22 protein-coding genes are annotated in these 26,307 nt (G+C 63.7%); 8 read left to right on the top strand and 14 right to left on the bottom strand.

The window, feature by feature from the left end:
- Positions 1-67: 67 nt before the first annotated feature.
- From KVT39_RS09480 to KVT39_RS09435, 10 genes are all read right to left on the bottom strand, one after another.
- A complete protein-coding gene (locus KVT39_RS09480; protein ID WP_217588766.1) occupies positions 68-1,156 on the bottom strand; it encodes a porin in 1,089 nt (362 codons plus the stop codon).
- Positions 1,157-1,355: 199 nt separating this feature from the next.
- Entirely contained in the window at positions 1,356-1,691 is a 336-nt protein-coding gene (locus tag KVT39_RS09475; RefSeq protein WP_217588765.1) for a Rieske 2Fe-2S domain-containing protein, read from the bottom strand.
- A gap of 3 nt (positions 1,692-1,694) precedes the next feature.
- On the bottom strand, positions 1,695-2,006 hold the full coding sequence (locus KVT39_RS09470; protein WP_034181951.1) for a YciI family protein: 312 nt from the start codon (positions 2,004-2,006) through the stop codon (positions 1,695-1,697).
- A 4-nt stretch (positions 2,007-2,010) separates the two neighbouring features.
- On the bottom strand, positions 2,011-2,880 hold the full coding sequence (locus tag KVT39_RS09465) for an intradiol ring-cleavage dioxygenase (protein ID WP_217588762.1): 870 nt from the start codon (positions 2,878-2,880) through the stop codon (positions 2,011-2,013).
- A 34-nt stretch (positions 2,881-2,914) separates the two neighbouring features.
- Positions 2,915-3,982: a maleylacetate reductase gene (locus KVT39_RS09460; RefSeq protein WP_217588760.1), complete on the bottom strand. Its 1,068-nt coding sequence runs from the start codon at positions 3,980-3,982 to the stop codon at positions 2,915-2,917.
- A 7-nt stretch (positions 3,983-3,989) separates the two neighbouring features.
- Positions 3,990-5,456 (bottom strand): aldehyde dehydrogenase family protein, encoded by a 1,467-nt coding sequence (locus KVT39_RS09455; protein ID WP_217588758.1) that lies wholly within the window; start codon positions 5,454-5,456, stop codon positions 3,990-3,992.
- A gap of 44 nt (positions 5,457-5,500) precedes the next feature.
- Entirely contained in the window at positions 5,501-6,520 is a 1,020-nt protein-coding gene (locus KVT39_RS09450) for a hydroxyquinol 1,2-dioxygenase (protein WP_034181947.1), read from the bottom strand.
- Positions 6,521-6,562: 42 nt separating this feature from the next.
- On the bottom strand, positions 6,563-7,057 hold the full coding sequence (locus tag KVT39_RS09445) for a hypothetical protein (protein ID WP_034181946.1): 495 nt from the start codon (positions 7,055-7,057) through the stop codon (positions 6,563-6,565).
- A 114-nt stretch (positions 7,058-7,171) separates the two neighbouring features.
- A complete protein-coding gene (locus KVT39_RS09440) occupies positions 7,172-8,101 on the bottom strand; it encodes a LysR family transcriptional regulator (RefSeq protein ID WP_175746732.1) in 930 nt (309 codons plus the stop codon).
- A gap of 148 nt (positions 8,102-8,249) precedes the next feature.
- On the bottom strand, positions 8,250-9,503 hold the full coding sequence (locus KVT39_RS09435) for an MFS transporter (RefSeq protein WP_105393324.1): 1,254 nt from the start codon (positions 9,501-9,503) through the stop codon (positions 8,250-8,252).
- 321 nt (positions 9,504-9,824) lie between these two features.
- Here KVT39_RS09435 and KVT39_RS09430 point away from each other — a divergent pair, with 321 nt between their 5' ends.
- The 7 genes from KVT39_RS09430 (at position 9,825) to KVT39_RS09400 (ending at position 19,214) form a co-directional block, all read left to right on the top strand.
- Entirely contained in the window at positions 9,825-10,028 is a 204-nt protein-coding gene (locus tag KVT39_RS09430) for a hypothetical protein (protein ID WP_131949069.1), read from the top strand.
- A gap of 226 nt (positions 10,029-10,254) precedes the next feature.
- The gene (locus tag KVT39_RS09425; RefSeq protein WP_217588756.1) at positions 10,255-13,023 is read left to right on the top strand and encodes a type VI secretion system Vgr family protein; all 2,769 of its coding nucleotides are present in this window, start codon (positions 10,255-10,257) and stop codon (positions 13,021-13,023) included.
- A gap of 4 nt (positions 13,024-13,027) precedes the next feature.
- Entirely contained in the window at positions 13,028-15,340 is a 2,313-nt protein-coding gene (locus tag KVT39_RS09420) for a DUF3274 domain-containing protein (protein ID WP_217588754.1), read from the top strand.
- The gene (locus KVT39_RS09415) at positions 15,337-16,818 is read left to right on the top strand and encodes a virulence factor (RefSeq protein WP_217588752.1); all 1,482 of its coding nucleotides are present in this window, start codon (positions 15,337-15,339) and stop codon (positions 16,816-16,818) included. The genes KVT39_RS09420 and KVT39_RS09415 overlap by 4 nt, the downstream gene beginning before the upstream one ends.
- Before the next feature lie 71 nt (positions 16,819-16,889).
- A complete protein-coding gene (locus KVT39_RS09410) occupies positions 16,890-17,147 on the top strand; it encodes a PAAR domain-containing protein (RefSeq protein WP_081938507.1) in 258 nt (85 codons plus the stop codon).
- A gap of 18 nt (positions 17,148-17,165) precedes the next feature.
- On the top strand, positions 17,166-17,471 hold the full coding sequence (locus tag KVT39_RS09405) for a TrfB-related DNA-binding protein (protein WP_034182204.1): 306 nt from the start codon (positions 17,166-17,168) through the stop codon (positions 17,469-17,471).
- Between the two features lie 264 nt (positions 17,472-17,735).
- The gene (locus tag KVT39_RS09400; protein WP_217588751.1) at positions 17,736-19,214 is read left to right on the top strand and encodes an aminotransferase class V-fold PLP-dependent enzyme; all 1,479 of its coding nucleotides are present in this window, start codon (positions 17,736-17,738) and stop codon (positions 19,212-19,214) included.
- A gap of 170 nt (positions 19,215-19,384) precedes the next feature.
- Here the strand turns inward: KVT39_RS09400 and KVT39_RS09395 are convergent, their stop codons facing one another.
- Positions 19,385-20,182, bottom strand: a complete 798-nt coding sequence (locus KVT39_RS09395) for a helix-turn-helix transcriptional regulator (protein WP_217588750.1) — start codon at positions 20,180-20,182, stop codon at positions 19,385-19,387.
- A 110-nt stretch (positions 20,183-20,292) separates the two neighbouring features.
- On the opposite strand from KVT39_RS09395, the gene KVT39_RS09390 reads away from it, so the two are divergent.
- A complete protein-coding gene (locus KVT39_RS09390; protein WP_217588749.1) occupies positions 20,293-21,372 on the top strand; it encodes a zinc-binding dehydrogenase in 1,080 nt (359 codons plus the stop codon).
- Positions 21,373-21,455: 83 nt separating this feature from the next.
- Here the strand turns inward: KVT39_RS09390 and KVT39_RS09385 are convergent, their stop codons facing one another.
- The 3 genes from KVT39_RS09385 to KVT39_RS09375 form a co-directional block, all read right to left on the bottom strand.
- Positions 21,456-21,887 carry a hypothetical protein gene (locus tag KVT39_RS09385; RefSeq protein ID WP_063835067.1) on the bottom strand — a complete coding sequence of 144 codons (432 nt, stop codon included), beginning with the start codon at positions 21,885-21,887 and terminating at the stop codon, positions 21,456-21,458.
- 43 nt (positions 21,888-21,930) lie between these two features.
- A complete protein-coding gene (locus KVT39_RS09380) occupies positions 21,931-23,787 on the bottom strand; it encodes a peptidase S10 (RefSeq protein ID WP_217588748.1) in 1,857 nt (618 codons plus the stop codon).
- Between the two features lie 704 nt (positions 23,788-24,491).
- Positions 24,492-26,303, bottom strand: a complete 1,812-nt coding sequence (locus KVT39_RS09375; protein WP_217588747.1) for an ExeM/NucH family extracellular endonuclease — start codon at positions 26,301-26,303, stop codon at positions 24,492-24,494.
- Positions 26,304-26,307 lie beyond the last annotated feature (4 nt).

Here is a 26,307-nt window from a genome sequence, read left to right as displayed (position 1 = left end):
TCGCCGCGCGACTAGTCCGGTGCCGGGCGGACCTTGACGCAAGTTCCGCCCGCCGCCGCACCCCCAATCAAAATATCGTATGCAACCCCACCCGCGCCACCGCCTGACTAGCCGAACTCGACGCCCCATTCGGATCCAGCACGCCATTAACCTGCGCATTTGCACCACTATTCGCCCGCTGATAATCAGCCGACACATAAACCATCGTCCGTTTCGACAACAGGTATTGAAGCGCCACGCTGAGCTGATGAGCATGGTTGTTGTTCACTGCTTCATTACCCTTCATGTACATGTATTTCGCCCCCAGCACGACATCCGGCCTGACGCGCCACACCCCACCGCCTTCGGCCATCCACACCGCGGCATCGTTGAACGAATTCCGCACGGTGGTCACCAGCGCACTCGCGGTAACGACGCCAAAGTCGTAATGCATCCCGACGCCCCAGTTGCGCACGGTGGTCGACGGCACGCCGGGCGCCGGGCCGTACTTCTCATTCGTATAGGCCGCACCCACACCGAAAGCCCCCACCTCATAGTTCAGCCCGGCGCTGACGGCATTGTCCGCGCCGATCGAGCCGGCCACCCCGCCGAACGCATACATCACGCCCCCAGACACCCCCGCAACCGTCGGCGCCGTGTATTTGACCGAATTCGCGATCGGCTTGCTGCCTGCCGTGCGATCCCAATCGAACGCACCGGTCGGATTGCCCGGCAGCGCGAGACGCTGGAACGGGCCATTCCTGAAACCGTACAGCCCCGAGATGTCCCTCGCAATCGCATTCCCCTTGGAAAAGAGGGAATCCACCATGAAGTCGTACTGATTGCCCAGCGTGACGCTGCCGAGCCGGTCGCTCTCGAGGCCCACGTAGGCATTGCGCCCGAAAATTCCGGACCCGATGATGGCGCCGTTGGCCATCGAGAACTGATTCACGAGCGCGAACGTCGCGCGATACCCGCCACCGAGATCTTCCGTGCCACGGAGACCGAAGAGATTGGGCGCGAATATCCCGTCGTCGAATTTGACGTTCTTTCCGCCGCCCTCGTTGCTGACATACGTGATGCCGCTGTCGATAAGACCGAACATCGTCACGCTGCTCTGCGCCCATGCGCCCTGCGCTACGGCAAGAATCGCCACTGCTCCAAACCTGAGTTTCATCATGTCTCCGTCTTTTTATGGAAATGCGAGTCTGCCACCCGCTGCGCGGCGGGTTCTCGCTCAACGCTTCGTAAAACAACGCCTTCATCCCGGCAGATATAACGACGCCGAAAATATGATTAGTTTTACTGATTTATAAATTCTAAGATCGCCGCATGGAAAATGGATTGCCCTACTCGTACCGATCAGGACAATCGAATCAAGCGCCTCGCCAGATAACCCACGCGGCAGAATCCACCTCGACAGCCACGGCTTCCAACGCCGCACCCGAGCAAGGTCCGTCGATACACACACCGTCATCGAACCGGAACAGCGCACTGTGATGGGCGCACATCAATACCTGCGACCGGTAGCAGGAAACATTGCCCGGCACAAAATCGAGCGGCACCGAGAAATGCGGGCAACGATTCACGTACGCCCACACCTGCTCGCCACGCCGCACCACAATCACCGGACGTCCGATGCATGCTTCGTCGACGACCCGCGCGCCGCCATCAGGCACGTCGGAGAAACGGCAGAGTTGCGTTGCGTCCATGATTCACACTCTCTGCTCGGGGTTTCCCAGGCTCCAGTCCCAAGGACGCACTTCCACACGCGAAAACAACCCCTCCTTCACATACGGATCGTTTCCGACAAACTGCATCACCGCATGAATATCGTCGGCCTCCACGACGAGCAGCGTTCCGTTCATCGCGTCACCCTGCGGGTCCAGCGTCGGGCCGCCGAGCCGCACATACACGCCGTGCTGCGAAGCCGCGCGCAGGTAGCTCCGATGACTGGGCCGCACACGGTCGCGCACCTCGCGCATACCGGGCTGGTCCGTCGCAAACACCGCGAAAAATCGAGCCATTCGATCAGCTCCGGTCGAGGACGAAGTCGTACTTCGCTTCGCGGTATGGGCCGTTCAGTCCGAACTGACGGGCGAGCTCGTCCTGCGCGGCACGCTGACGATACGCGACCATCAACGACGGCTTCACGCCGAAGACGGCATCCGACTTCAGGTACGGGTCGTCCTCGTCGAAAAGATGCGTAACGAGCGTACGGAAGCCCGGCGCGTCGATCATGAAGTGCAGATGCGCGGGCCGCCACGGATGGCGGCCGGTGGCGTCGAGCATCTTCCCGACCGGGCCGTCGGTCGGAATGGGATAGCTGACCGGCAGAATCGTCGTGATCGCATAACGGCCTTCGGCATCGGTCCGGTAGCGGCCGCGCAGGTTGCCGTGCGGCTGCGCCGTGTCCTGCCCGGAATACATGCCGTTTTCCGCGGTCTGCCATACGTCGAGCACGGCGTCCTTCACCGGAACACCGTCGGTGGTCAGCACGCGCCCATGCACGACGACCGGTGCGCCCGGCGTGAGCGCCATGTTCTCGCCATATGCACGCTCGGGCATCCCCTTGATGTAGAACGGGCCGAATACCGTCGTCTCCGTTGCGCCGGTTGCGAAGCGATGGTTGATCGCATCGACGAGCATCGAAACGCCCAACGTGTCCGACAACAGGATGAACTCCTGGCGCACCACGTCGTCGCACATCTGCCCCGTCTCGGTCAGGAAGCGGATCGCCGCCATCCACTCGGCTTCCGTCAGTTCCGTCTCGCGTACGAACGCATGAAGATGCCGCACGAGGCTCTGCATCAGCACGCGCAAGCGCGGGTTCGGCGTGCCTTCGAAGCTGGCGACAACCTGCTCGGTCAGCCTCGTGTCGCTGTCATGGTGCTCATTCATGTCTGTCTCCCTTTCCCTTTGCACGTCAGGCCGTTCAATGCGGCGCGCGCCCTTCCCACGCGTCCTGAAGCAGCGCACGAATCGCCGAGCGTTCGATCGGCCGCGGATTTGCATACGGATTCCGGCATGCGAGATCGGCCGCTTCGTCGAGGCCTTCCTGCGGCATCCCGATGTCGGCGAGCGCCGGCGCGATGCCGAGCTGCTCGTTCAGCCTGAACAGCAGCGGGCCGGCTTCGGCCGCATCGTTCCCGCCCAGCGCTCGCGCGACGCGGCGCAGCGCGTCGGGCGCAGCGGCGTGGTTGTAGTGCGCGGTATGCGGCAACATGGCCGCGTGCGTCTGCGCATGCGGCAGGTTGAAGGTGCCGCCGAGCGTATGACAAAGCTTGTGGTGCAGCGCCATGCCGACCGCGCCCAGGCAGGTTCCCGCGAGCCACGCGCCATACAACGCGCGGCTGCGCATCTCCCGGTTTTCCGGATCGCGCACCACGACGGGCAGCGCTTCGCCGAGCGCGCGAATCGATTCCTCGGCCATCAAACTGATCACCGGGTTCGCGTCTTCCGAATAGAGCGCCTCGACCGCGTGCGCCATCGCATTGACACCGGACGCCGCCGAAATGCCCGGCGGCAGCGACAACGTCAACGACGGGTCGTAGAGCACGGTACGCGGCAGCACGCGTGCATCGCGCCCGGTGCGCTTCAGCCGGCCTTCGGTGAGCCCGTAGATCGGCGTCATCTCCGAGCCGGCATAAGTCGTCGGCACGGCCAGGATCGGCAGCGACGATTCGAGCGCAATGGCCTTGCCCAGCCCGATCGTGGAACCGCCGCCGATCGCGATGCAACAGTCCGCGCCCAGCTCGGCGGCCATCTCGCGCGCGGCACGCGCGACTTCGACCGGAACGTGCATGACCGCCTGTGCGCACACGCCTGCCGCACGCTCGCCCAGTACCGCCTTCACGCGGTCGGCGAGCGGCCGCTGCTCGGGCGTGGACAGGATGAGCGCGCGCTGCGCGCCGAGCGCCGACAGCTCGCCCGGCAGCCTGGCGAGCGCCCCCCATTCGAACACCACGCGGGAAGGCGTGCCCTGATAGACGAAACGTTCCATGAAAGCCTCAGCGCTTGAAGTGCGGCGGCACGTTGCCGTCGACATTGACCCAAACCGACCGAGCTTCAGTGTAGTCGTGCATGGCCTCGAAGCCCATCTCGCGGCCGTAGCCCGACTTGCCCACGCCGCCGAACGGACTGCCCGGATTGACGCGCTTGTAGCAGTTGATCCAGCACATGCCCGCGTTGATCTGCGACGCCATCTTGTGTGCGCGCGAGAGGTTCTGGGTCCACAGGCCGCTGCCCAGCCCGTATTCCGTCGCGTTGGCGATGGCCAGCGCTTCTTCGTCGCTGCCGAAGCGCAGCACGGTGACGAACGGGCCGAACACTTCCTCCTGCGCGATGCGGTCGGTCGCGCTCTTCGCTTCGATGACCGTCGGGCGCACATAGTAGCCGTTGGCCAGTGCCGGATCTTGCGGCACGCTGCCGCCGGTGAGCACGCGGCCGCCCTGCTCGCGCGCGACGTCGACGAACGACAGCACGCGCTCGAGGTGCTGCTTCGACGTCAGCGGGCCCATCTCGGTATCGGCGTCGAACGGGTTGCCGATCCGGATCGACGATGCGAGCGCAACGAATCGCTCGAGGAACGCGTCCGCAATGCGCTCGTGCAGCACGAGGCGCGACCCCGCGATACACGCCTGCCCCTGGTTGTGAAAGATCGCCCATGCGGCGCCGTTGATGGCCGCGTCGAGCTCGGCATCGTCGAAGACGATGTTGGCGCCCTTGCCGCCCAGCTCCAGTTGAACGCGCTTCAGGTTGCCCTGCGACGCTTCGACGATCCGGCGGCCGGTTGCGGTCGAACCCGTGAACGCGATCTTGCCGACGCCCGGGTGTTCGGCGAGACGCTGGCCGGCCGTATGTCCGTAACCGGGAACGATATTGACGACGCCTGCGGGGAACCCGACCTCGGCCATCAGCTCGACGATGCGCAACGTCGACAGCGGCGTGATTTCGGACGGCTTGAGCACCACCGTGTTGCCGGCGGCCAGCGCCGGGCCCATCTTCCAGCTCGTGAACATCAGCGGGAAATTCCACGGCACGATCTGGCCGACGACGCCGATCGGCGCGCGCTGCACATAGTTCAGGAAGCCGGTTTCGACGGGAATCACCGAGCCTTGCAGCTTGTCGGCCATGCCTCCGAAGTAGCGGAAGCACGCCGCCGTGCGCGGCACGTCGAGCGCGCGCGAATCGCGAATCGGGTGGCCTGTGTCCAGCGATTCGAGCTGCGCCAGCTCCTCCGCATGCGCCTCGATCGCATCGGCGAGGCGCAGCAGCAGCCGGCCGCGTTCGGCTGCCGGCATGGCCGACCATTTCGGGAACGCGCGGGTCGCCGCTTCGACGGCCAGGTCCACGTCCGCCGCGGTGGCCGCGGCGATCTTCGTGATGACGGAGCCGTCGTGAGGATTCAGCACGTCGATCGTGCCGCGGTCGACGGCGTCAACGAAGCGCCCGTCGATGAAGAGTTGGGTTTGCATGAATCGTCCTCGGTGTATTGCTGAAGCGAAATCTGAAGCGCTGCTCAGAACGCGATCGGATACGGCGCGAGCTCGCCGCTCTCGTAGCGTTGCGGCAGGTCCGGTGTCGCGTTTTCCCAGACCAGCAGCATCGAACGCTTCGTCGAGTAGCCCTGGTGCCGGATGTCGGCGGGCATCGCGCAAATGTCGCCTGCGCGCATCGTGACGCGTGCCCGCGGTGCGCCGGTGTTCTTGTCGCCGATGTCCCACACGATTTCGTCGGACAGTTGCAGGAACCATTCGACGCGGTCGTTGCCGTGGAAGACCGGCAGGATGAATTCCTCGGTGGTCGGGCAGAACAGGCTGCGCCCGCACACCGACGTGACCGACGGATTCCACGTCACGTCCGAGCGCGACAGGTACTTGAACAGGTTGAACGCGTGCAGCTCGCCTTCGAAGCCCGGCTCGACATGCACTTCCGGCTCGTCCTGCGCGACGTCGAGAAACGCGCGGTTGACGGGCAGCTCGTCGCGCAGCGGCGAGTCGCCTTCGAGGCCCGGCATGCGGCGCGTCGCGATCCGCGTGCGCTCGATTGCCGAACCGTTGTCGCCATGCTTGCGCCCGAATGCCGTGCCCGTTTCCTCGGGCGCCGCGAACGGGTCGAAGCCTTCGTTCGTCCAGTCGTGCAACATCGCCTTGAAGGTCGCCATGATCGTCGGCGTTTCGAAGGTCTCGGTGTAGTCGACCCCGGCGTCCTTCAGGATGCCGTTGAAGGTGCCCGCATACATGTCCACCTTGCCGTAGTGATTGCGCGTGCCGAACACGTGATCGAAATTCACCCAGCCGTAGAAGAAGCCCCACGCCACGTCGCGCATCATCGCGCGCAGGAACGCGTCGGCCGGCATCGCATGCGTGCGGGTCTGGCCTTTCGCGGGCCAACTGATCTTCACGAAATACTCATCGCGCTGAAACGCGAACTCGCCGAGCTGAAAGCGGCGGTAGCCGGTAACGGCATCGGCTTGCGTGGATCGCACCAGATCGGCGGCGAAACCGGCGGAAGGGTCGAGGGTCTCGAGGGTGGCCATAACGTGTCTCCTGGAATAGTCGAATGTGAGCGGTCGGAACGGTCAGTGCAGGCAGATCTCGGCCCACTTCTCGACGGACAGCTCGCCGAGGATGGTCTGCACGAGCGCGACACCCGGCTTGCCGGCGACGAAGCGGTATGCACAGCCGGCCGGCAGCAGCGCTTGATGTCCCTTGCGCAGGACGACGTACCCCATCTTGCGGCCGGCCGGTTGTGCGCCGGCGCTGACGGTGCCGCGGCCCGATGCCGGCGGCGTGTCGAGCTTGATGAATTCGATCCGGACTTCGCCGTCCATCTGGATCGTGAACTCGTCATGGGCACATGCGAACCAGGGCGACTGGCCCTCGGTCCTCAGCACTTCGATCACGTATTCGAGATTCTTGCCGGCGACGACCTTTTCGTAAGGGGCCGACTTCGATGCCACCTCGAAGACGTTCGAGAAGGCGTAGTGCTGGGCGCTGCCGCTGGTGATTTCGATCTCGCCCTTCCTGTAGCTGTCGAGCGAGCCAAAGACGGTGTGGAATGCCGTGTCGGTCATTGCTGTCTCCTGAGTTGAACTGCTTGTTGGATTCAACTCTAGGGGCAAGCGACAGCGGCAACAAGGCAACGGATGGCGATTACGGCATTTGCGTTTCGCGAATAATCGCGCGGGTCACCGCACCCAGCCATGCTCCAGAAGCGGAAGATCCCACGGGGGCTCGTCGCCGATATATTCGGCGAGGAATTCGACCAGCGCCTTCACCTTCAACGCCTGTCGCTGCGTTGCGGGATAAACGGCGGCAAAGCTCAGCGGCGCGAGCTGGTAGTCGGTCAGGATCGGCACCAGCCGCCCCGCGACGAGCGCGTCGCTCGCCACGAGCGTGGGCAGGCAAACGACGCCGCCGCCGGTCAGCGCGTACTCGCGCAGCAGGTGAACGGAGTTCGAGCGAATCATGCCCGGCAGCTCCATTTCGACGACCTCGTCGTCGCGCGTCATCGTCCAGCGATTGCGCGACGGATAGCCCGAATACAGCGCGGTGGTGTGCTGCAGCAAATCGCGCGGATGTTGTGGCGCACCATGCGCTTCGAGGTAAGCGGGCGACGCGCAGAAGAGACGCCTGACCGTGAACAGCCGCCGCTCGATCAGAGATTCGGAAATCGGCGGAAAGATCTGGAACGCGATGTCGAACCCTTCTTCGACGGGGTCGACCACACGATCATTGACGATGACGTCGAGCTGGATGCCCGGGTAGCGTCGATTGAATTCGACCAGCGGCGCGCCGAAGTGATCGAGTGCGAAACCGGGCAGCATCTGGATGCGCAGCCGCCCGGTCGGCGTCGCGCGCAGCTCGCGCATCTGGTCCGTCAACTCGTTGACGCGCCCCACCACCTCCGCGCACTCGCGATAAAACGCCTCGCCCACTTCGGACAAGCGCACGTGGCGCGTGCTGCGATGGAACAGCGGCGCATTGACGAACTTCTCCAGTTGCTGGATGCGGTTCGTCACGACCGAACTCGTCACACCAAGCTGCCGCGCGGCCTCGGCGAAGCTGCTCGCCTCCGCGACTCTTACGAATGCCTCGATGCTGAGGAACCGGTCCATACCGCGCCTTTTTTTCGACAGCGAAACCGGCAGTCTACCTGCACCGGGCAACGGGCTGTGTCATGCGAAAAGCGTCACTGTGTCGCCGAATCGATGTCAATCGCGGAGCGCACCGGCACGGGCGAACGCCTGCGCGCTCGCGCGGGCATTACCTCGGCTGCTTGCCGGCCGCCAGCTCCGGTTGAACGACCACGCGACGCTGCAGCACGGCGGGCGCGGTTTCCTTCAACAGCATGCTGACCACGATGCCCAGCATGACCGCGCACATCGGCAACCACAGAATGTTCTGGATGCCGAAGTGTGCGGCGACGTAGCCGCCCATCGCCGGCGCGATGCCGCCGCCGAAGATCTCGCCGACGCCGACCACCACGCCGATCGACGTCGACACGAGGCCGACGGGCGCAGCCTCGGTCGCGACCGGGCCGGACAGCAGCGACACCAGCCCGAGCGTGAAGAACGACGCGACGAACAGGACGCCGAACAACGCGAGCGGCTGCGGGCCGAGGCCGCGGAAGATATAGAGCATCACGGCCGTTCCCGCGAAGCCGACGATACTCGCGAGGCGGCGCCCGACCAGGTCGGAGAGGCCGGGCAAACCGAACTGCCCGAGAAAGCCGCCGAAGCCGATCGCCGACACCACGAGGCCCATCTTCTGCGTGCCGAGCGACAGGTAATCGGTCAGGTACAGCGGCAGCAGCGCGCCGAGCACGAAGACGCCGGTCATCGCGCAGCACAGTGCGGCCATCGCCACGAGGATGTTGCGGCTCTTGAGCACGTGGCCGAGCGAAGCCGGCGCGTGTTCCGACGCGACCTCCTTCACGACCTTCGGCTCGCGGATGACGAAGAACATGATCGCGCCGAGGATCAGGCCGGGAATCGCCACCAGCGCAAAGACCCAGCGCCACGACAGGAAGCCGAGCAGCTGCGTGGCGATGATCGGCGACAGCGCCAGCCCGAACAGCGCGAAGCCGCTTTGCTGCAGGCCGAGGTTCAGGCCGCGCCGCCGCGGATGCGATGCGTCGGCCGTCGCCGCGAAACTCGTCGGGCAGAACGAACCTTCCGCGACGCCCATCAGCCCGCGAATCGCCATCAGCCCGAGCAGGCCGCCCGCGAGCCCCGAAAAGCCCGACAGCAGCGAGAACGCGATGATGGCCGGAATGAGCACCTTCCTGCGGCCGATCTTGTCCGAGATGCCGCCCATCAGCGCCGCGAAGACGCCCCACGACAGGCCGAGCACGCCGATGCAGTTGCCGACGTCCTGCGCGGTCAGGTTGAGGTCCTTCATGATCGAAGGGAACAGCGGCGCGATGAGCCAGCGGTCGAGGCCGACCAGCCCGAAGCCGAGCGCCAGCAGCGTCACCGCCTTCCACTCATAGGAGGTATCCCACTCGTTTGCTTTCATTTCCGTCTCCGAGGACTGGTCCGCCTGCGCGCGCCGAAGCGCCTGTGCATAAGCCAGGTCCGATGTTTTTTGTGTGGTGTGCGACGCGAATCGCAACGAAGTGCCGGCCGCCTTTCCGGTTCGACGCATCGAATCCAGCCAGCCGACGCCACCACGATAGGTGCAAGGCTGCGGATCGGGTATGGAACAACCGGCGAACGCGCCATTCGCGAAATGCAAATAATCGGACGCGAGGGGGCGGGAAGTGTCTACGGGGAAGCGCGGAGCGAATGGACGCGGCGTTGAAATGACGCTCACGCATGCGTCACGGGGAAATCCCTCATGGACATCGAAGAATCGTCGTACCGCTCCGTTTACGCCCTGCATGCAGACGATCCGGCATGCTCGGCTCCCTTCCGACACCGCAATGTGTCGCAGTCCATTCCGAATTGGGAAAAGTCTGATTTTTTGAAATTTGGCAACCCAATTCAGTTCGACGAAAAGTCAGTCACCACGGCGCGGCTGACCCGCAAAGATCAGACATGAATATCACCAAATATGCTCCACATAGGACTTTTATTAAAAAATCGAACGCCGAAAAACGTCAAACACTGTTTCTTAATGAGTTATTTTTCATCTCGAAATATCAATATTCATTGAAATCGATATAAGTTTGATATTCTCCGCATCGAAATTACGAGTGCCGCTTTATTAAACCGAGAGTCCAATTCGAACAAGTCCGAATCCGGAAAATAATAACGAGATTGCCGTTATGTCGATAGCAGCAACATTTCGAAACTTTGCATCCGGTCTTGTCGACTGGAACAAGCGGCCGGTCGCCCTTCATTTCGGGCAGGCGCAACGCGCAGTCGGCCATCTGCTGGCGCTCCATCACGCCGATATCCGCGAAGGGTTGATGTCGGGCATCGACGGGTACCTGACCTGCGTTTCCACACGCGATCATCTATCCCCCACGCTGTTTCTCGGCCTGCCTGTATCGGTCCGCCTGACGACCGACCGGGGCGACGTGCGGACGATCAATGCAATCGTGCGGGACGTGCATATCGGTCAATCCGACGGCGAGCTGACGGTATACCAGTTGCACGTCTGCGATGCGCTTTCGTTGATGGACTACCGCACCAACTCCCGCGTATTCCGATCGATGAGCGTTATCGAGATTCTTGCCACGCTGATGAACGAATGGCGACAACGCAGCGCCGCACTCGCGCGTGCATTCGATTTCGATCTGTCCGGATTGCGAATCGAGCGCTATCCGGCACGCGAACTGACGCGGCAGGTCAACGAGTCGGACGCTCGTTTTGTGCGTCGACTGCTGCGGCGCGAAGGCATCACGGTTTTTGCGAAGGCCGGGCCGGTCGGAGGGGCGCGTAGCACGACCGAAGAGCGGCCGATTCATACGCTCGCATTCTGCGATGACCCGCTTCGATTGGCGGAATCACCCGCCGGTACCGTGCGTCTTCACCCGCGCGATGCAGGAACCGAACTACGCGATACGGTGACGCTGTTCGCTCGTTATCAAAGCCTGTCTCCCGGCAAAGCCAGCCGTCCGTCGTGGGACTACAAGAAGGCCCGCATGGACGTCTCTGCTATCGCAAGCAGCATCGATCAGGGCGACGCCGGCAACGACCTTGCCCAATTGCTGACCGATGTGGCGATCGATATTCCGCACGTGGGCGATTCGTGGAACGACCACGGCCGCATCACACACGACCGGATACTCGCCCACCAGTTCGAGGCTGAGCGCTACGACGGTATCGGCAGCGTACGCGATATGCCGGTCGGTTACTGGTTCACGCTGACGGGCGACCCCGAACTGGACATGAAGCTGGCCGAACAGCGGCAGTTCGTCGTGACGTCGGTTCGGCACGATATCTGGAACAACCTGCCGAAAGACCTGACGAGCCGCGTGAACGCGCTGTTCGCGGCGAGCCGGAACCTCACGCGAACCACACCGTTCCTGCCGGCCGATGCGTCGGACCAAACGGACACGCGTTACGAGAACAGTTTCACGTGCGTGCGTCGCGGTGTGCCGCTCAAGCCGTCCTACGATCCGGAAATCGACCTCCCGCCGGCTCACCTGCTGACCGGCACGATCGTCGGCACGCAGGGGGAAGAAGTGTTCTGCGACAAAGCCGGCCGCGTGCGCGTGCGGATTCACGGCTTCGATCCGGCGGATCACGCGCACGCGCAAGGTGCCGGAACGAACGGGTCGGCCGGTGACAGTGCGCCGATACGTGTCGCGGCGAGTCTCGCGGGCGGCAACTTCGGTGCGCTCTTCCTCCCCCGCGTCGGCATGGAAGTCTTGCTGGGGTGCCTGTCGGGCGATCCGGACCGGTTGGTCATCATCGGGGTTTTGAGCAACGGCGCAAACCCGCCCGCGACTTTCACGCATACCGGCGCGCTACCCGGCAACCGCTACTTGTCCGGGATCAAGACCAAGGAAATCAACGGCGATCGGTACAACCAGCTTCGCCTGGACGATACGCCATCGCAAATCTCGGCGCAGTTGGCGAGCGAACACGCGCATACCCAATTGAATCTGGGGTACCTGACGCAGCCCCGGAAAGACGGACACGGAAGCGATCGGGGCGAAGGTGCGGAACTGCGCACCGACGCCGCCGCGGCGTTGCGCGCCGCCCAGGGCATTCTATTGTCGACCTATGCGCGCACACGCGCGACCGGTGGTCAGATCGATCGCGACGAGCTGATTCACTTGCTCGACCAGTGCGCCGAACTGTTCAAATCGCTCGGCGATTATGCCGGCCAGCATGGCGGACAGTCCGCCGATACCGTCGGCCAGGGCAAGATCGCCGATGCGTTCCGCAAGTGGACACCCGGCAGCGCGGAATCCGGTGCAGCCGGTGACGCATCCGCCTTGCTGGCGTTCGGCGCGCAGGCAGGATCGCTGCACGTCACTCCCAAAACGCATGTCATGTATGCGGGCGAGAACATCGATCAGATCGCACGGCAGCACGTGCAACTCGCCAGCGGCGAGCGCATCAGTCTGCATGGCGGTCATGGCATCGCGATGTTCGCGCATAGCGACGGCGTGTCGGCAATCGCGAATCAGGGGAAGGTGACGATCCAGTCGCAGAACGACGACACGCAGGTGGATTCGGCGAAGAACATCCAGTTGACTGCGGCGGGCGGCACGCTTGCCGGCATGGCAAACGATCAGGTGGTTCTCGTCACATCGGGCGGCGCGTATCTCAAGCTTGACGGCGGCAACATCGAACTTGGCTGCCCCGGCATCTTCACCGTGAAGTCGGCGGGCCATGCGTGGGATGGTCCGGCCAGCATGAACGCCGATATGCCGAAGTTCGACAAAGCCCCGCTTGGCCGCGTGCCGAAACTCGTTCGCGCGACCGATGGCGATGCGGTGGCGGGCTTCGACGGGCAAATTCAGAAGGCGTCCGGGGCACTGTCGAACCTCACGACCGACACGGCCGGCGAACTGCCGGCGGTCCATGCCGACCAGTTCGAGAAGCTGGCGGTGCAGTTCATCAAGAAAAACGTTTAAAACGATGGCCGCCTCGATTCTCGATCCCCGACCGGTAGCGAACGCGCGCACCGACGAGCCCGCCGCAAAGACCGACGCGCCCGACACGGCTGCATCGCGTTCCGAATCGCCGCCTATCGTCGTCGGCCGAACCGAAGGGCCGATGTTGTTCGACAAGAACAACCGGCTTGTCTGCGTCAAGCAACTTCCGTTGCCTGGGGTCGTCATCTTCGTCCACGGTGTCAACTCTGAGGGCGAATGGTTCGAAGCGTCCGAAGAAGGATTGTGTGAAGGCCTGAATCGGCGGCTCGGGCGCATGGATGATCAGATGAAATATCAAGGCGTCGATGCCGGCCAGTTGACGCCCGCGAAGTACACCGAAGGCATGACGCCGGACGGGTTTCTGAACCCGCAGCTTTGGGCGGGAACCTATGTCAAACCTGATCCGTCATTCTCACCCGTCATCCATTTTCGGTGGGGCTACAAGGCGACACTGGAAGAGCTGAAGGAATACGGCGACAAGATCTTTCTGAACGAGAAGGACTATTGGGGCGGCGGTCCGTTCACCAACGGCTGTTCGAGCCTGCCCGATCTTTGGCACGGCGGCCTCGACGACCGGGCATTCGGATGGACGTCCGTGCAGGGTATCAACCCGACCAACCGGCCACTATATCGCGCGCCGCCGCGTGCGTATGGCGTGCTTGCCGCGTTGCGGCTCGCCAGGTTGATCGAGTCGATCCGCAAGATGCAGGCCAATGTACCGATCACGGTTGTGTGTCACAGCCAAGGGAATATCGTCGGCCTCACAGGCGCGTTCTTTGGTGATGCGTTACCGGAAGTCGAAGATCCTTGGGGGCGTAAGGGACGGTGCGTTGCGGACGCCTACGTGCTGGCGAATGCCCCGTACAGTTTCGCTCAGGGCGAAGGTCAGCAAAAATCCAGCATATTCATGGACACGTGGTCACAGCGCGGAACGAAGGACGACAAGGGCAATCGCGGACGACAGACTTACGCGGCACGCACGCAGACGTTCGGAAAATTCCTGTCGATCATCGGCGCCCGCGCCGCATACGAGCCGTCGCCCGACAAGGTCGATGAAGACATGGCAAATGACCGCGTATCGCCGACGAGCAACAAGTCCTATGCCGCGCAGGATGACCGCGCGCGTCACGGCCTGAACGGTTCGACGTACGGGCGCGTCACGTCGTATTGCTGTCCGCACGATCAGGTGATCTCGGCCGTGACTGTGCAGGGTATCGGCTGGCGCGGTATCGGCAAGCACGAACTCGACGACATCCGCGTATCCGGCGTCCTGACGCAGCGCGTGTTCGCGTCCGGCTTCGATGTCGGCGTGCAGAAACCTTATCGATATTGGGAAGACGACTGGCGGCATGGCGAGAAAGGGACGACATCGGGCTTCTGGTATCCCCCGTCGCCGCCGGCAAAATTCGGTCTGATCGGTGCGCTCAAAGGAAACGAATCCATCTTCGGGATGATGGGGACATTGATCACTGCGCCGATCATGTATGCGGCGACCGCTGCGACTTCCGCACTAAAGATGTTTCGTGTGAACGAAGATCCGCCGAAGGGGTGGACGATCATTGCGGATGCACCTGCATTGGACGAAACATTTCCGCCGAAGGCGCTGCGGTTCGGCAAGCCGGTCGAAACGCGGGACGGCGACGCAGTAAGCGACTTCAACGAAGGTAACGATCCGCCGTCCGCATGGCGCGATGCGAGCAAGAGCGATGTGGACAAACAGGCAGATGACCCTTATGACCAGTACAAGGCGAAGAACAAGGACGGCGACGCCCAGGGGACGGCCGGGAGTGAAGCCGGGCAGCGTTACGAGGACCGTGCACTGATGCGGATGGAGGCGCGCCGAACGTTGAACACCGAGTGGGTCGACGGTGACGGTCATGTTATCGGAGAGGATGGGAAAAGCGATCTACCTGACGGCTACAAGGACTGGCGAGACAAGCAGATCACGGATTGGCTGGATCGTGGCCAGACCAATAGCCCGACGAACCACTCAACGACGATGACCAACCCGGAACATGCGAGAAAGGCGCTTGCTTATGATGTGGCGATTGGCCCGTGCTACCTGACGCCTGAGCAATTGAAAGCGCTGCGGATTGAGGCTGACTGGCGGATGGGGGACGGCATCCCGAACCGCAACCCCGTCAAGAAGTATTACGAGTACTTTTTGGACGGTGTGATTGGCGAGTTATCTATACACGAATGGGTGCACGCCAAAGATTGCGAAGGGAACATGCCCGGAAAGATCGTGGACGAGCGCGAGGGCCAACTCTATCTGCGGGCCGGGGGGGTGGTATGAAAGCGCTGATCGCCACATGGCCGCGCCGCGTCACCTTGGCGGTCGTGATGTGGATAATTTCGGCCCTGCTGATCCTCGCGTTGATGGCGCATTTGGATCAGCAGCACCCTGCGTTACTTGAAACAGGAGATTGGATGAAACGACTAGTTATTTTGCCTGGGTTACTGGCACTCATCGTGCTCTTACTCACCACGGCGATGACGCGTCCAGCGCAAGCCGCACCAAGTGCCAAGCAAGACGCCAGTATCGCCGCGCCGACCGAAGAACCTGCCAAGCCGTTCGTTGCGCAGGTCGTCGGCCTGATTTGGCAGAATCCGCTGCAACGAAAAGATTACCCAACGGAATGGCAAACGTTGTGGGTTCAAGGACTTGTCGCGCCGAACAAAAACGATGACATGGTGCGCACCGATCCGAAGTCGTTCATGACGCTGCAATCAGTCGCAGGAATTGCCTACGGAAACGATGGTGCCGAGACGTTCAAGGGTTTCTATCACAAGTACATGGAACAGTTCCCCCGGTTGATGCGTTCGCGCTATGCCATGAACGCGAAGTACTTCTACACGGTGAAGCCAGATGACCCAAAGGATTGGCGCGAACTGGCTGGCGTTCATGTCGAATTGGCGATTCCACCGCGACTCGATGCCGCCGAATCAGGAGCATTCTTAGCCGACGAAATTAGAAGAACATTCTTTATCGGAAATCCGCATTTCCCGAAGGTTTGGAGCCGCAACACTCTCCCCGATGTTCAGGTAACGCAAGGCGGTGCGAACGCCGGCTTCACGTCGCTAAACAAGGCGCTGAACTACCTGCAAGCCAACCCCGACAAGAGCGTATGGGTGATGAATTGGGACGCACCGAATTTCCCGCCGGCCGATGCGCAGATCAACGAAAACCTCGTTGTGCTGTTCCTCGCCGGCCCGACCTTCAACACCGAGCGCGAACCGCTCGCATGGATCGGCAAGGCCGCGACCGGCAACACCGACGAGTTTTCGCAGAAGGTCGGCACGACACGAACGGTGCAAGCGTGGAAGGCGACCATCGATCAAGCGGCACAAAACGCAGGGATTGCGGTCCCGGATATCAAGTACATCGTTCACGATGCGGGTGCCGGTAGCGATGCGGCGTCGAAGCGCCTTGTCGGCCTGTCGCAGTCGCTTACCGAAGTCCTGCCCGAATACGACCACCAGAAGCAGACGTTCAACACGGCGGCGCTGCTCGGCGACATGGGAACCGGTAGCGCATTGACCGACGTTGCGCTGGCCATCGGCCGCGTCAATCACTACGGCGGCAACGCACTGGTCGCCGGCACGACCGACCCGGCGCATCCCGTCGCCGTCGTGGTGATGCCGCCATCGAAACTCACGACGATCGATCCGGACAAGGACTGGTTCCGCGCGCGCGGCGGGAACAACGCCTATCTGCCGTGGTGGGGCCGTCGTCACGACACGAACTACGGAACGCAGGGCTATTCGTGGTGATGCAAACCGACGCGGCAGCGCGTTTCGAGCGAACGCGGCCACCGCGACAAGTCATTCAGGAGATTGGTTATATGCGAGGAATTATTCGAGTAGGCGACGTACACACCCACGGCGGCCGGGTCGAGTCCGGAGCCGGAAGGAGCAAGGTAATGGGACGCGCGGTCGCCCGCATTGGCGACGCGTGTTCATGTCCGATTCACGGAACCGGCGTGATTGCCGAAGGTGACATGGCGTTTGATGTCGAAGGCAGCGCCGCCGCATTCGACGGCCACAAGACTTCCTGCGGCGCGGCGTTGATTTCTTCCCTGCAAACTTCCGGGCGTGTCTGAATGCGGCAAAGCCGACGCATGAGCGCCGAACAGTTCCGACTGTTGAAGCTCCAAGATACCCGGATCAAGCCCATCAACCATTGGGCGTTGTTTGAAATCTTCGTGAAGGGCCGGTCACAGCGTGCGCTTGCCGCCGAACTCGGCATGACGTGTTCCGCCATGTCGCAACTTGTGCGGAAGGCCTGGCAAAGGTATCTGGAGCTGCCGGGCAACGATACGCGCCTGACCACACTGACGATTACGATCCCGGCAAAGTACGAAAGCGCATTGCATGCATGGGTTCGGGACGCTCACCGACTGGCCAAGCCATCCGATCCACAGTAACGACTTGATCGAACCCGTGGAACAGTAGCGACCGCCCCCGAATACGAAACGACGCGGGAAGGCACCGCTCGCCCATCGTTTCACGGCAACCCGGCGATGGGGGCACGTCGCGCACGGCTCCGCCCACCAAGAAACAAATTCCACCATTCCACATTAAAAGAAAACGTTATTCCATATCAAGCTGGATCACCGACCTATTTTGGATCCATTTTCCCTCCTGTCCCCCGTATCATTTCTCCCATTCAGAATCAGCAAGAAACGGACATGAGCGACACCACCACGCTGCACTACCTCGACTACGCGGCGACGACGCCCGCGGATCCCCGCGTGATCGAAGCGATGACGGCCTGCCTCGGCTTCGACGGCATCTTCGGCAATCCCGCATCGAGCTCGCATGCCGCCGGCCGGCTGGCGCGGGAACAGGTCGAGCGCGCACGCGCGCAAGTCGCCGCGCTGATCGGCGCGGACGCCGACGAGATCGTCTGGACGTCGGGTGCCACCGAATCGAACAACCTCGCGTTGAAGGGCTATGCGGAAACCGCGACCGACAAGCGCCACCTGATCACGAGCCGCCTCGAGCACAAGGCCATTCTCGATACGATGGCGAACCTGTCGAAGCGCGGGATGTCGGTCAGCTTCCTGACGCCCACGCACGACGGCGAAATCACCGCCGACGCGGTCGCCGCGGCAATCGGCCCCGATACCGGCCTCGTGTCGCTGATGCTCGTGAACAACGAGATCGGCACGCTGACCGACATCGCCGCGATCGCGCGCATCGTGCACGCCGCGGGCGCGCTGCTCCACGTCGACGCCGCGCAAGCGCTCGGCAAGACGCCGATCGACGTGCGTGCGCTCGGCATCGACATGATGTCGATGTCCGCGCACAAGGTGTACGGCCCCAAGGGCATCGGCGCGCTGTTCGTGCGCCGCGACATCGCCGACCGGATCGCTCCGCAGATTCATGGCGGCGGACACGAGCGCGGATTGCGCTCGGGCACGCTCGCGACGCATCAGATCGTCGGCATGGGTGTCGCGTGCGAACTCGCCGCTGAAAAACTCGACGGCGAAGCCGTGCGGATTGCGGCGCTCGGCGCACGCCTGACGGACGCGCTGTTCGCGCTCGGCGATGTCACGCAGAACGCCGCTGCTGCGCGCCGCATCCCGCACACGTTGAGTCTGACGGTGAATGCGCCCGGCTTTTTCCCGTTCATGCTCGGCGAAGCGCTCGCCGTGTCGTCTACATCCGCATGCAACTCGACCAGCGGTGCACCGTCGCACGTGCTGACCGCGATCGGCCTCGATGCGGAGACGGCCGGCCGCACCGTGCGCGTGAGCTTCGGTCGCTTTACGACGGAGCAGGACGTCGATTTCGCGATCGCCTGTTTCCGGAAAGCGATCGAGCAATGTCGGGCGACGGCTGCAAACGGGTTTTCCGCTTCGCGGCAGATCATGCCGGCCGATCTGAAGGCGATCCGAAATGCGGGCTTCCGCTCGGTCATCTGCAACCGCCCGGACGGCGAAGGCGACGATCAGCCTGCGTTCGACGAGATCGCTGCAGCTGCCCGCGAACTGGGCCTCGAAGCGCGCTACCTGCCGGTCGAGCGCGATCATATCGGCGACGCGGAAGTCGATGCGTTCGAAGCATTGCTCGATACGCTGCCGAAACCCGTGCTCGCGTATTGCCGAAGCGGCAGCCGGTCAGCGGCGCTCTGGAATCGTCTGGCGGCTCGGCACACGGCCTGACGCGGAACACTGCCCGAACACGCCGCCGCACCACCCGCCTTCGCACGCAAAGAATGCCGATGCATTGAGACGTCGCCGGGTGGTGACGCAGGCCAACCAATCAAGCCTCGGTCACCCGGCTGAGGACTGCCTTTGCATGACCCGCCGGGAATCCTGTCGCTCGCGCCCCCCTATTCGCCGACGCCCCCATCGCCACTCACCGGCGTATAAATCGCCAGCTTCAACGCGGGATCGTCATTCGCCTGAAACGTCGCGTATTCATAACGCTGCGTGCCGCGTTGCGCATGCACGAGCACCTTCTGGCCCGACGCCCCGCTGCGCACGTCGTGCGCATCCCACCATTTCGCGAACTCGTCGCTGCTCGCGCGCAGGCGCTCCACCAGCGCAATGAACGCCGGATCGTTCGCATGGAGATCATGGTTCGTGCGAAACAGCGCGATCATCCTGCGCGCTTCGTCGGCCCAACTCCCGGCGAAGAGCCGACGCGCGTGCGGCTCGACGAACATGTAGACCAGGATGTTGCGGTCGGCTTCCGCGAGCCGATCGAAGCCGAGCAGGTCGGCCGCGGCGGCATTCCACGCGAGGATGTCCCAGCGCCGCCCGGTCACGTACGCAGGCAGGTGAAGATTCGCAACGAGCCGCGCGATGGTGGGCGGCACGCACTCCGGCACGAACGCACGCGACGTGTCGCGCCGCGCGAGCGCGCGCAGATGGGCAGCCTCGGCCTTGTCCAGCCGCAATGCGCGTGCCAGCGCGTCGAGCGTCGCGTCCGACGGGCTGACGTCGCGCCCCTGCTCCAGCCGCACATACCAGTCGACGCCGATGCCCGCCAGTTCCGCGACTTCCTCTCGCCGCAGGCCGGGCGTGCGCCGGCGCGGGCCGTCGTGCAGGCCGACGGCATCCGGCCGCAGCTTCTTGCGCCGCGAGCGCAGAAAATCGCCGAACGGGGTTCGCGTCGTAACGGTCATCGGGGTCGCTCCGTGCAGGGTGGTATCGGTCGATCCTGGGCTCGTGCCGGGCCTTGTTGCGGATTCTAAGCCTGCCAGAATCGGCGCGTCCCCCACCCTCTGGAACAGTCATGAAAGCTGCGATTCTGAAGTCGCTCGGCATGCCGCTCGCGATCGAGACGATGCCGGATCCCGTGCTCGGCACCGGCGAGGTCATCGTGGATGTCGTTGCTGCACCGGTGCTGTCCTATGCACGGGAAGTGTTCAGCGGCGAGCGCCGGTATCCGATCGAACTGCCGATGGTGCCCGGCTGCGGCGCAATCGGCCGTGTCAGGCAAACCGGCCCCGACGCGACGAGGTTGCAGCCGGGCGACTGGGTGTTCTGCGATCCGACCGTGCGCGCGCGCGACGATGCGCTGATGCCCGATATCGTGCTGCAGGGCTGGAGCGCGCGCGGCGAAGGCGGCAAGCAATTGCAGCGCCATTTCCACGACGGCCCGTTTGCCGAACGACTGCGGGTGCCGACCGAGAACGCCGTGCGCATCGGCGACATCCCGCCGGCCGACGCCGCACGCTGGTGCGCGCTCAATACGCTGCTCGTGCCGTATGGCGGGCTGCTTGCGTCCGATCTGCGCGCGGGCGAGATCGTGCTCGTCAGCGGCGCAACCGGCAACTTCGGCAGCGCAGGCATCGCGGTGGCACTGGCGATGGGCGCGCGGTGCGTGGTCGTGCCCGGCCGCAATGCGCGCACGCTCGCGGATCTCGAACGCCGCTTCGGCGAACGCGTGCGCACCGTCGCGCTGACCGGCGACGAAGCCGCGGATCGCGCACGCATGCAGCAGGCGGCGCCGGGGCCGATCGACTGCGTGATCGACCTGATGCCGCCGTCGGTGCCCGCGACGACGGTGCGTGCCGCAGTGATGGCGGTGCGCCCGTACGGGCGCGTGGTGCTGATGGGCGGCGTCGGCATGCTCGGCGGTGCAGGGCTCGAACTGCCGTATCCGTGGATCATGCGCAACGACATCACGCTGCGCGGCAAGTGGATGTGCCCGACGGAAGCCGTGACGCTGATGACGGGGCTCGTCCGCGGCGGGCTGCTCGACCTCGGGCATTTCGACGTGACGGTGTTCGCGCTCGACGATGCGAACGAAGCGGTCGCGCATGCGGCGGCGAACGGCGGGCCGTTCAGGATGACCGTGATCGCGCCATAGCCTCGACGCACGGCATTCGTGAGTGCCGGGTGCCGACGCACACTCCGCGCCAGCACCCGGCCGTCAGGCCATACACCGCTACGTCACTCGTCCTGCTGTTCCTGCTGCGCCTGCACCTGCCGCTGCTGGATGAACTGCCGTACATCGCTCATCGTCACGCGGCCCGTGTGCTTCGCATCGATCTCGTCGAAGTGCTTCGACACGAAACCGAGCCCGCTGCTCTGCGCCTGCGCCTTCGTCACGGCCGCGCCGTTGCTCAGCACCGTATTGGCGCCGAGCCTCGCGTCGACACGCCGCTGCGCCTGCTGCTGCAGCGTCGTGCCGGTCGACGGCAACACCGGCGCCGCACGCGTGGCAGGAAAGAACGGACCGTCGACACCGCGCCCGCCATGCGGCAGCTTCACCGGCGCCACCGCCTGCGGCGGCAATGCGTAGGCGCTGCTCATCGCGGCACCGAGGACGATCAACGCAGACGTACGCCGAATCAATTTGATTAGGGACATGATCACTCGCATTCAATGGATGAATAGAGGGTTCCTTTGACAAGGAGTCCGTCGCTCAAGGGGCCGCCGCCAGCGTCGTCGCGGCCGTTGCGCCCGGGACGCTGCCGGTCGGCACGCTGGGCGGGTTCTCGTCCGGCCACGGCGGCGGCAGCGTATGCAGCGTCAGCGCCGTCGGAATCCGCTTGCCGCGATAGAACGTCGTCAGGTCTCGCTTCATCTGCGGACGCGCGACATCGTCCAGATACGTCATGTGACCGCCCTGGAAGAAGTTCACCTGCAGCTTCGGGTTCAGCCCCTTCACCGTCTGCAGCCGCGCGAGTTGCTTCTCGGTGTTGAAGAACGGCGTCGCGAGATCGTGGAAGCCATTCTCCGCGAGCACGCGAAGCTTCGGGTTGAGCTGCAGCGCACCGAGCAGATCGGGGATCGTGTCGGGCATCGGCTGGCCGTCGTGCGAGAAGTCCCATACGCCGATGATGTTGTCGTTCAGCGGCAGGTAAGTCGCATTCGGCGCGGTATAGCCGAGGTAGTCCGGCATCTGCGTCGCGAGCGCGTTCGTGAACGGCTGCGAGATCAGGATGTCGGACGGGTCGCCGTCGGTTTGCAGACGCGGATCGGAGTTCGGCAACGATACGCGTCCGTCATACCGGCCGACCGTCGTTCCGGGCAGCAGGCTCGTGCCGAACGGGTTCGCGTTGAAGTAGCCGCGCAGCGCCTGTTGCGTCAGGCTCGACGGGATCGACCACAGCTGGAGCGTCGCATCGCTCGGGAACACCGGCGTGCCGAGCGCATCCGGAATGCCGAGCTGGCTCAACACCCACGACTGCGAATACTTCTGCAGCTGGTTGTAGATCAGCGTCGTGAACAGTTCCGTCTGCAGTGCGTACAAAGCCTGGTTCACCGGCGCCGGCGAGACCTGGTTGAAGTACGCCGCGACCGCCGCGTAACCTGGCAGATAACCTGCCACCGTATCGGTTTCGAGCAGAAGCCCTTCCGTAGACTGCGTGATCGCCACCGCTTCCACTGCATCCGCGAAGTAGTTCAGGATTGCCGACTGCAGCACGATGCCCGTCAGGTGCACGCCGGCCGATTCGAGCGCGAGCGCCAGCATGTCGGTGCGCGGCGTGCCGTACGATTCGCCGTACAGGTAGATCGGCGAGCTGCCGCGGCTGTTGACGTTCAGGTAGCGCTGGATGAAGTCGCGCATGATGTTCACGTCCGCATCGGAACCCCAGTACTTCTGGTTGGTGTTCGGCAACACGGCTTCCGACAGCCCGGTTCCCGGCGGGTCGATGAACACGAGGTCGGTGGTGTCGATCAGGCTTTCCGCGTTGTCGACGAGCGGATAGTTCGGCCAGTTGCTGCCGAACAGCGGATCGGGCGTGGCGACGCGGGTCGGCGCGAACGAGCCGAGACGCAGCCAGATCGACGACGAGCCGGGGCCGCCGTTATACACGAACGTGACGGGCCGCGGCTTGCCGTTCGTGCTCGGCGCGGTGTACGCGACATACGACATCGACGCTTCCGCATTGCCGTTCGCGTCCTGCGCGGTCAGGTGGCCGGTGGTCGTCGTGTAGTTGATGGTCGTGCCGCCGGACTTCCACTGGTAGTGCATGACCGCCGCTTTCTCGGACACCTGCGCGGCGGCGAGGCCGTCGGTCGCATTCATCGAATACGCGACCTGATCGACGTAAGGCTGGTTGGCCGCCGGCGCCTGGCTGGCGGCCGCTTGCACGCCGGCCTGCTGGCTGGCGGTCGCCTGCGCGAGGCTCGACGCGCCGACGGACGACGAATCGTCGCCGCCGCATGCCGCGAGCGCCAGTGTCATGACGGTCAATGCGCCTAGCCCGGCCAATCGGCCGTGACGACCACGGCGACCTTGGCGGCTGCCGGTACAGCTCCTGTCTGGTTTCATCTCTGCCCTTTGATTTGGTTCGGATACCGCTTCACAAAGGCCGCCTTCGCCGGCGAGACGCGCAGCAACACCCGCCACTCGCGCAAAAGGCGGTTGGGATCGGACTGCTTCAAGAGACTGAACGTGATACAGACACAGCAAACTGCCGGCGAGAATCGTGCTTGAACCGCCCCCTGCAGTTTGGACTTCTTTTCTGATTACCGAAATTTACGACATCGACAAAATAGGCGGTGCTGCGCCGCGTTGTCAAAGATCATTCCGATATTAAAAATCCCGTAATGATGCGAAGGCCGGTCAGTGTCTGGAATTTGAAAGAAAGCGGGATTATTCGTGCAAGGTGCGCCTTGTCGGCAAGGCTTCGCCGAATATTTTGCTTTTCTCGCACAACGCAGAAGCGCCTTTTATATTGACGAAGCGCTTCAAAGTTAGCCTTCAGATCGACAGGATTTTTCTTTCATTTTTATTATCACCAATCGATTAAAGCGGCGTAGCTTCATGCATACGTGATTCGATGACTCTATTCACTTCTACAATTTTTCAATCCGCGGCGCTTATGCGTCCCTCGCCATCCACAAAATACCGATTCCGCTAATTCGCCTCGGTTGCAGTGGAATTATTTACCCGATATCCGACCGGATTTTCCGCGGTGCGAGCGGCGCGCGATACACACGCGCCGTCGCCCGCCACAAACAATCAACCCGCCATCAACGCCCGCCGCCCGGCAGCGCGATATCGATCAGCACCGGATCGTGATCCGACGAACGATACGCATCCGGCGCGTAGAACGTCTTCTGCTGCTCGGCCGACTTGTACGCCATCGTGTATTGCAGCGCGAGCGGTTCGTCCGCGTTGATGTGCCATTCGTGCACGGCCTTCACGTGCGACGCGAGCGGCAGCGTCGCGAGCGCGTGATCGAGATAACCGGCTTCGCCGTTGTACACGTAGCTGTATGCGTTCGCACCGATCCAGCGCGCGACGAGGTTGCGGTAGCCGCGCGATTCGAGCGCGCGGATCGGGTCTTCATGCGTATAGCTGTTGAAGTCGCCGATCAGCAGCACGCCCTGGCCCGCGACACCGGTCGGCGTGCCGGCGAGCCAGTCGGCAACCTTCGCCGCCGCACGCGTGCGCGTCGGGTTCCAGCAGCCCTGGCCGTCGCCCTGGTCGAGATCGTCGTTCGCGGCGTCCGGGCAGTTCTTCGACTTCAGGTGGTTCACCGCGATCGTCAGTGCCTGCTTGCCGCCGATACGGCGGAACGACTGCGCGAGCGGCTGGCGGTTCTTGTCGTCGATCGCGAGCGTGGCCGCGCGGCCGACCGGTTCGACCTTGCGGCTGTCGTAGATCATCGCGACCGCGATCGCGTCGCCGCCGAGGCGCGACGTGCCCGGATCGACGACGCGCCAGGTGTCGCCGAGCTTCGCCGCGAGCTGGCGCACCGCGCTCAGTTCGCCGTAGCCGTTGTTCTGGATTTCCATCAGGCCGATCACGTCGGCGTCGAGCGCCTTCAGCGCGCTGACGATCTTCGCTTCCTGACGCTGGAATTCCTGGTAGTTCTTCGCGCCGCGGTTGTTCGGATCGTCGAAGCCGCCGCCGAGACCGTTGCCGTTGAAGTAGTTGAGGACGTTGAACGACGCGACGCGCAGGTTCGATTTCGGATCGCGCGCGGGCGCGTTGGTGCGCGGGTTCGTGCGCGCGTCGAATGCCGGCACGGCCGCGCCGGGCAGCGGCTGCACGCGCCAGGCGCCGTAACGCACTTCGAGCACGCCTTCGACGTCGCGCACCGTGTAGCCCGCGCGCAGCGTGTTCGCGGCCGACAGGCCCGGCGCCGGATACGGCACGGTCGCGGGGTTCTGCTTGTTCGAGCCGTCGTCGAGTACCAATCGGTTGCGTGCGTTCGCATCGATCTGCGTCTGCGCCTGCGCGGGCGGCACGACGCTCGTCGGCGTGCGCAGGCGGCCGTTGCTGAGCAACACGCTGCCGTAGCGGCCGAGCTCGTAGTTGTCGGTGACGTTCAGCGTCTGCGGCAGGCGCACGAGCATCCCTTCATACGCGGCGAATGCGTTCGGGCTGTCCACCGGCAGCGTGAGCGTCGCGGGCGTGACGGTCTGGCCGTTCGCGCACACCGCGATCGCACCCGACTGCGTGAGCTGCGTCTGCCCGTATTTCTCCTCCACCTTGCCCGTCACGTGCACGAGATCGCCGGCCTTCGCACGCACTTTCGGCGCATAGACGAACAGGCCTTCTGACACGCCCGGCTGGTTGCGGCGCTGCGCGTCGGCCTGCTGGACGAAGAAGCCGCCGAAGCCGTCGGTACCGCCGAAATCGGCGGTGACGACGGCTTCGATCGACACGTTCTGGCCGGCAAGCGGCGACGGCGCGCCCGGTCCCTGGATATCGGCGATCGGCGTCGCGCTGCCGCCGCAGTTCGGGCTGACGGGCGCGGCGGTGGCGGCGAGCGCCGGCGCGGCGAGCGTGGGCAGAAGCAATAGCGGGGCAAACAGGCGGATTGTCGAGCGCATGGCG

The sequence above is a fragment of the Burkholderia sp. GbtcB21 genome, assembly GCF_019091065.1.
Classification (GTDB): Bacteria; Pseudomonadota; Gammaproteobacteria; order Burkholderiales; family Burkholderiaceae; genus Burkholderia; species Burkholderia pyrrocinia_C.
Note: the sequence above shows the minus strand (reverse complement) of the source record. Positions and strands in the feature narration are given on the sequence as shown.

What these genes read in the sequence shown, in the direction of transcription:
- KVT39_RS09480 (WP_217588766.1), bottom strand. Translation starts at nt 1,156, where the DNA reads ATGAAACTCAGGTTTGGAGCAGTGGCGATTCTTGCCGTAGCGCAGGGC.
- KVT39_RS09475 (WP_217588765.1), bottom strand. Translation starts at nt 1,691, where the DNA reads ATGGACGCAACGCAACTCTGCCGTTTCTCCGACGTGCCTGATGGCGGC.
- KVT39_RS09470 (WP_034181951.1), bottom strand. Translation starts at nt 2,006, where the DNA reads ATGGCTCGATTTTTCGCGGTGTTTGCGACGGACCAGCCCGGTATGCGC.
- KVT39_RS09465 (WP_217588762.1), bottom strand. Translation starts at nt 2,880, where the DNA reads ATGAATGAGCACCATGACAGCGACACGAGGCTGACCGAGCAGGTTGTC.
- KVT39_RS09460 (WP_217588760.1), bottom strand. Translation starts at nt 3,982, where the DNA reads ATGGAACGTTTCGTCTATCAGGGCACGCCTTCCCGCGTGGTGTTCGAA.
- KVT39_RS09455 (WP_217588758.1), bottom strand. Translation starts at nt 5,456, where the DNA reads ATGCAAACCCAACTCTTCATCGACGGGCGCTTCGTTGACGCCGTCGAC.
- KVT39_RS09450 (WP_034181947.1), bottom strand. Translation starts at nt 6,520, where the DNA reads ATGGCCACCCTCGAGACCCTCGACCCTTCCGCCGGTTTCGCCGCCGAT.
- KVT39_RS09445 (WP_034181946.1), bottom strand. Translation starts at nt 7,057, where the DNA reads ATGACCGACACGGCATTCCACACCGTCTTTGGCTCGCTCGACAGCTAC.
- KVT39_RS09440 (WP_175746732.1), bottom strand. Translation starts at nt 8,101, where the DNA reads ATGGACCGGTTCCTCAGCATCGAGGCATTCGTAAGAGTCGCGGAGGCG.
- KVT39_RS09435 (WP_105393324.1), bottom strand. Translation starts at nt 9,503, where the DNA reads ATGAAAGCAAACGAGTGGGATACCTCCTATGAGTGGAAGGCGGTGACG.
- KVT39_RS09430 (WP_131949069.1), top strand. Translation starts at nt 9,825, where the DNA reads ATGGACATCGAAGAATCGTCGTACCGCTCCGTTTACGCCCTGCATGCA.
- KVT39_RS09425 (WP_217588756.1), top strand. Translation starts at nt 10,255, where the DNA reads ATGTCGATAGCAGCAACATTTCGAAACTTTGCATCCGGTCTTGTCGAC.
- KVT39_RS09420 (WP_217588754.1), top strand. Translation starts at nt 13,028, where the DNA reads ATGGCCGCCTCGATTCTCGATCCCCGACCGGTAGCGAACGCGCGCACC.
- KVT39_RS09415 (WP_217588752.1), top strand. Translation starts at nt 15,337, where the DNA reads ATGAAAGCGCTGATCGCCACATGGCCGCGCCGCGTCACCTTGGCGGTC.
- KVT39_RS09410 (WP_081938507.1), top strand. Translation starts at nt 16,890, where the DNA reads ATGCGAGGAATTATTCGAGTAGGCGACGTACACACCCACGGCGGCCGG.
- KVT39_RS09405 (WP_034182204.1), top strand. Translation starts at nt 17,166, where the DNA reads ATGAGCGCCGAACAGTTCCGACTGTTGAAGCTCCAAGATACCCGGATC.
- KVT39_RS09400 (WP_217588751.1), top strand. Translation starts at nt 17,736, where the DNA reads ATGAGCGACACCACCACGCTGCACTACCTCGACTACGCGGCGACGACG.
- KVT39_RS09395 (WP_217588750.1), bottom strand. Translation starts at nt 20,182, where the DNA reads ATGACCGTTACGACGCGAACCCCGTTCGGCGATTTTCTGCGCTCGCGG.
- KVT39_RS09390 (WP_217588749.1), top strand. Translation starts at nt 20,293, where the DNA reads ATGAAAGCTGCGATTCTGAAGTCGCTCGGCATGCCGCTCGCGATCGAG.
- KVT39_RS09385 (WP_063835067.1), bottom strand. Translation starts at nt 21,887, where the DNA reads ATGCGAGTGATCATGTCCCTAATCAAATTGATTCGGCGTACGTCTGCG.
- KVT39_RS09380 (WP_217588748.1), bottom strand. Translation starts at nt 23,787, where the DNA reads ATGAAACCAGACAGGAGCTGTACCGGCAGCCGCCAAGGTCGCCGTGGT.
- KVT39_RS09375 (WP_217588747.1), bottom strand. Translation starts at nt 26,303, where the DNA reads ATGCGCTCGACAATCCGCCTGTTTGCCCCGCTATTGCTTCTGCCCACG.